Annotated in this window: 6 protein-coding genes; 5 read left to right on the forward strand and 1 reads right to left on the reverse strand. The window is 36.5% G+C overall.

Going from position 1 to position 5,718, the window contains the following annotated elements; genetic code table 11:
• Window positions 1–76 precede the first annotated feature (76 nt).
• The gene (locus JHC30_00160; GenBank protein MCI4462581.1) at window positions 77–1,063 is read right to left on the reverse strand and encodes a hypothetical protein; all 987 of its coding nucleotides are present in this window, start codon (window positions 1,061–1,063) and stop codon (window positions 77–79) included.
• Window positions 1,064–1,223: 160 nt separating this feature from the next.
• On the opposite strand from JHC30_00160, the gene JHC30_00165 reads away from it, so the two are divergent.
• The 5 genes from JHC30_00165 to JHC30_00185 form a co-directional block, all read left to right on the forward strand.
• The gene (locus JHC30_00165; GenBank protein MCI4462582.1) at window positions 1,224–2,021 is read left to right on the forward strand and encodes a prepilin-type N-terminal cleavage/methylation domain-containing protein; all 798 of its coding nucleotides are present in this window, start codon (window positions 1,224–1,226) and stop codon (window positions 2,019–2,021) included.
• A 2-nt stretch (window positions 2,022–2,023) separates the two neighbouring features.
• The gene (locus JHC30_00170; protein ID MCI4462583.1) at window positions 2,024–2,728 is read left to right on the forward strand and encodes a prepilin-type N-terminal cleavage/methylation domain-containing protein; all 705 of its coding nucleotides are present in this window, start codon (window positions 2,024–2,026) and stop codon (window positions 2,726–2,728) included.
• 49 nt (window positions 2,729–2,777) lie between these two features.
• Window positions 2,778–4,754, forward strand: coding sequence for a hypothetical protein (locus tag JHC30_00175; protein ID MCI4462584.1), 1,977 nt, complete (start codon window positions 2,778–2,780; stop codon window positions 4,752–4,754).
• Between the two features lie 2 nt (window positions 4,755–4,756).
• Window positions 4,757–5,488, forward strand: a complete 732-nt coding sequence (locus tag JHC30_00180) for a prepilin-type N-terminal cleavage/methylation domain-containing protein (protein MCI4462585.1) — start codon at window positions 4,757–4,759, stop codon at window positions 5,486–5,488.
• A 114-nt stretch (window positions 5,489–5,602) separates the two neighbouring features.
• Window positions 5,603–5,718, forward strand: a 116-nt coding sequence (locus JHC30_00185; protein MCI4462586.1) for a type II secretion system protein, incomplete at its 3' end; no start/stop codon positions are given.

Raw genomic sequence — 5,718 nt, forward strand, 5'->3', positions numbered from 1 at the left:
TTTCCAACTTTCCCCCAAAGCCTTAAAGTCGTATTTGGGTGAAGTTGGAGGAGGAAGAAATCTCCTCCTCCATTATTTAGTATCCTACTTCTTTAACTTCGTTTTCAATGGGAAGTCCTTTAAAAAACCTGAGCACATTCTTTACAGAGTCTTCCCACATCCGCTGTGGAGTGATATCGGTAAATCCTGCAGCATGCGGAGTCATAACCACATTTCTAAGTCCATGGAAAGGATACCTTGAAGGCATTGCAGTTTGCATTGGTGCCTGTGGATAAACCCACCAGGTATCAATTCCTGCACCCTTAAGAATTCCATTCTTTAGCGCAACAAAAAGGTCTTCTTCGTTTACCACTGCACCACGCCCAACATTTACAAAATATTTGCCTCTCATTTTTTCAAACAATCTTCTATTGACCATCCCCTTTGTCTCGGGCGTAAGAGGAAGCGCACACACTACAAATTGAGCCTTCTCAATTGCCTTTTCAATATCGGCATGAGTATAAAGCTCGTCAACATTAGGAATGTTCCCTTCGACCTTTCCCCTCTTAACACCGATTACATACATACCAAACGCCTTTGCAAAACGAGCAACTTCCTTGCCAATGCTTCCGAGCCCAAGGATTGTCATCGTTTTGCCTTCAAGGCTTACAACTGGCTCTCTCGACATCCACCCATGCCAGTAACCAATCCTTAAATCCCTGTCTCCCTCAGTAATGTTCTTTGCAAGCGCAAGGACAAGAGCCATCGCAAATTCTGCAACTGCTGTTGCATTTGAGTGGACATTTGCAATCTTTATGCCCCGCCTTATAAGGTCTGAAACGTTGTAGGTATCAACGCCTGCAAATGGCACCTGTATAAATTTTAAGTTTGGCGCATTATTAAGATCGTCAACACTTAACGCACCTGAAATTGCCGCTTCACTTTCTTTGAGTGCAGATAGTTTCTCATCATCATTTGTCGGGATAAGAACTTCAACATCCTCTATGCCAAATTCCTTTTTGTACTTCTCAAACATTTCCATAAGATTTGAAGGATAATTTCCAATCACAACCACCTTGTGCATTTTAACCTCCTCTATAAAATAATTCCAATAACATTATACACTTATAAAAGAAATTTATGTGATAATTTTTAAAATTTTCCCATCTGGGTACTTGACAAAAATTTTTTTCTTGATATTTATTTTTTCTAAAATAGGACTATAATGTATTTAAGGAAAGCATATGAAAAAGAAGAAAGGGTTTACACTAATTGAAGTAATTGTAGCAATAACGGTACTACTAATAATCGTTGTAAGTGTTCTTATGCTTGCAGTTGCTGCAGGAGCAAGCCTGAAAAACTCTGAGCAACTTGATATGGCAAAAAATATTGCAACATACACAATCGAATATATAAGGTCAAGGAATGTAACAGGAGATAATAACTTTATTGGAACAACCCAATGGTATCCAGCAACTAACTCCTATCCAGGTATTATCGATCTTAAAGGAGATTCTCTTCAAATTAACGCAAACCCAGCATTACCCAATCAAGCATTTAATGTTGCCTCCACCGCCTTTTACTCTTCTTTGCAGGGATTTGTTTCCTTGAAAGATGATCCTGGAAACGATTATAAGGATCCCACACAAGAAGATATAAATCTGAGATCTACGGGCGGAAAGTATTATGATAGAACTAAAGGTGACCCAATTGTTGTAAGATACCCATTTACCCCAGATTCTCCAAATGCAATTAAAAATTTCGACGCAGAGTCAAATTACATCCCAAGAATTTATACAACTGATAGCAAAAAACTTGACCCATCTTCAATTGAATATGACCAGCATTACACGAATCAAGATAAAGATAAATGCACTGCCTACAGAGGATTTAGAGTTCTTACACAAATCGTTGCAAGAACAAAAGACCCTAATTACAAACATGTCCAGTACTACGATGTAAAAGTAACTGTTTTTTGGATGGCGGGAAACAAGGAACATTCATATAGCATTTCAACACAGATTGCAGCGTACGGAGGGTGACTTTGAAAAGAAAAGGTTTTACTCTAATTGAACTTGTCGTTTCTATGGCTTTACTATTTATTTTCATTTATATGGGATTTAGTGCATTTTCCTTCGTAAATAATATTTCGAAAGCAAACCAAAACAGAGAAGCAGTTATTGAAAATGTCACAACAGTACTTGATCAACTTACCAAGGAATTAAGGCAAACATTAACTTCAAACGACGGAAGTGGTCAATTCGGAGTTTCAATTCCAGCGTACTCGTCTTCTTCAAGCACCGTAAGAGATATAACTAACATTGTAGATCCAGATCCACCACTTTCTTCAAACCAGTATTATACTTTTAGCAACACACCGATTCTTAGATTTTACACTTTAGATGATTTAGGTGTAAAACATAGAATTTCTTACACACTTGGTGTTCCAACCGACGGGTTGGGCTATATACCGCCTCATTATAAAGGAATACCAAGACAATACTGGCCTGATAGTAGGTATGAACCTTGTGAAATCCTTTACAGCAATGAAACTTCAAGTGATAATGGTACTACATGGAACGGCATCCAAAACCAGCCTATAACAGATCAGGTAATAACGAACTTTACAATAATAAGACCTTCCTGGTCAAGCCATGTTATCCAAATCGTAATTGAAGCAATGGTAAAAGACACATCAGGACGAGCAACAAAGATTATTAGAGTTGCCCAGGTAACTTTGAGGCAGTAATATGAAAATTTAATTTTTGCTATATAATTTAAATCGGGAGGTGAAGAGTATGAAAATTATGAACGGAAAGAGAAGAAGGGGTTTTGCTTTAATGTTTGTTATTATTATTGCTGCTGCGATGATGATTCCAGTTTTAATGTTAATATCGACAACAACCCCGCGGAAGACGAATGTAACAGGAGAGGCAATTTCAGACAGAGTTTTGTCTACAGGCGATGCTGTAATTGATATGATACTAACAAAAATTAATGACTTTACAGACCTTCTGGATACAGACGCTACATTAAAAGCCGGCTTGGATAAGATAGCCGCTTATTACACAAGCAATCCACCAAGCGACACTTTTGTAATCAAGAGAGACGCTGTAAAGTACACAATAGGATATTTACTTACAACAATAAATGGTGGAACAATCTGGCAACCAGACGGAACTACAAACCCTGCAACAAAACTCCAAACAGATATAAATATATATCCAGGACCAACTAATGTCATCCCCGGGTCGGTTTGGGATGTCGAAGATAATGTTGCAACTTATCTATACAACCTTGAAACACAAACTTTCTATGTTTTGGTAACAGATCAGTCTGGGACAACCATTAAGCCAGTCTCCCAAACGGGAACTAATGGAGACATCACAAATAGCTACATCAAAAATCTAAGCAATGGAAATGTCACCCAGGGAATTCAAAGTATCGACCCCAATTACGCAAATGACAATAAGTGGGTTGAAATTGACGCAAATGTCCAATATGTTGACGATGGAACCAACAAACCTAATAGCACAAGATACCAAATAAGATTAAGTTCTTACCTGCTTACAAATTCTCAAGCAAAAAGTATTATAAGAAATATATTTGCAGAGGCAACACTAAGCACAATAAATGCAAATGTAAACGGAGTAAACACAACGGGCACTTCAACAGTAAATCCTGCCTTTAACAATGCAATTTGGTCTGGTAAAGGTTTAATACTCAACGGAAACCACACAATACAATCAGGAACTTTAAACTCAAACGGAACCATATCCTATGATGGTAAAAGCGGAAATGGAAGCATATACGCTTCAGGACAAATCATTCTTAATGGTAACAATAAAATTTATGGAAATATTGGAACTTCTTTAGGTAGAAACCAGAACGGTATTATTGCTAATGGCAACCTTGATTTAGGCGTAGGTCATAATCTTATCTACAATCAAAAACAAAGTCTTCCAGATTATTCACCTGGAGATGAAATTACCTTTAAAGCTGCGGCAATTTCTGGCGGTATATATCCATCAAACCTTGTTATAAATGCATCCTATAGTACTATAAACGTGAATGGCGGAGATGTTAAGTATTACATTAACGGAACAGTTAATATAAATGGTGGGAATAACACAATAAGATTTTCAACCATGAATAACTCTCCACAAGGCTTACCAGTTGATTGGTATGTTAACGGTGACCTTAATATCAATGGAGACACAGTAATCGATTTTGGAAATACTCCTGGCATAGTGTGGGTAAACGGATACATTCACTTTAACGGCAATGTTACGATAAAAGGCAGCGGAACAATTATTGCAAATAAAAGTGTAATCTTTAACGGCACTACAAGATCCACTTATAACGATAATAAGAGTAAACTTGCGATTATTTCTCGTGGACAAGATTCACAAGGTGGCATTATATTGAATGGAAACAACACAATTTATGGGTTATTTTATGCGCCATATAGCGATATCATACTAAACGGGACAGGAGATGTCTTTGGAGCATTAATTGCGGGAGGATATGTAACTTCATATGTAAATGGAGTTATAGTGAACGGTAACCAGAACATTACATACGACAAAAGATTTGGAAATGCTGATAATTCCACTCCACCGCTTCCAGGGGGTGGTGTAACCTACACAATTAGCGGAGTAAAATTTGCAGCAAGTTCAATTTACAGATTGTCATGGCGTGAGATTATTTCAAAACAGGTAACAAACGCATATATCCAAACTCTGCAGCCTAAATTTGATTTCGAAAATCCATAATAATGAAGAAAGTTAAATTATTGAATTTGTTCTTAAAAAATGCTGAAGGTAAACTCTCCTCAACCAAAAGAGGAGGGTTCACCTTTTTAGAAGTTGTTGTTGTAATTACTATAGTCCTTTTGCTTTCTGCTATTTCAGTTCCGTATTTAAGAGACTTTATTTCGTCTCAACGCCTCCAGGAAGTTGCCTGGCTTATGGAACAGGATTTAAAAACAACAAGAGAAAGTGCAATTCTATACCAACAAGACCTTAACTTTTATATTAATTACAATAACTCACCGGTAGAGTCAAATAATCCATCGAATTTAAATAACAGGAGTTACTATTTCGAGACCTTCCAGTGGGGAAAAGATCAAAATCCACAAGTAGAGGATAGCCATTATATCCCAGGAGACACCACAAATAAACATTTCATTCAAAGAACACTAAAATATGGAATTGTTATTGATTCAATGTTTTCAATAAACTCGTCGTCTCCGTCTATATCCTCTCAAATAAATTTTAGCGGCAAAAACTACTATGTAGTTTGTTTCAGGTCTGGTGCAGGAAGCACATTCAGGGGAGAATGCGATGTCGTAACCTCAATGAACTTACGAAAAAATACCAGTACACAAATAATAGATAAAAACAAACTTATAATAAAGTTAAAAGATCCTTCGACAAATAAGGCATTTTATGTAATAATTGAAGCAACTGGCAAAGTTTCCACTTATGGAAGCCCGCCACAATATTAATTCATATTGAGTATTTGCTTAAAATTCTATTTTAGGAAGGGTTTTTTAAATTAATTAGTCGAATAATTTGTAAATCATTCTAAATCTCAACTTTTCTGTTATAATTCATCGTAAATGCAAACAAAGAACAGAAGTGGTTTTACAATCTTAGAGCTATTGGTTGTTTTAACAATATCATCAATATTTTTAGGAATCTCTATTCCGTATCTTAGAGATTTTATAGTCACTAA

Source organism: Caldisericum sp. (genome assembly GCA_022759145.1).
Taxonomy (GTDB): Bacteria; Caldisericota; Caldisericia; order Caldisericales; family Caldisericaceae; genus Caldisericum.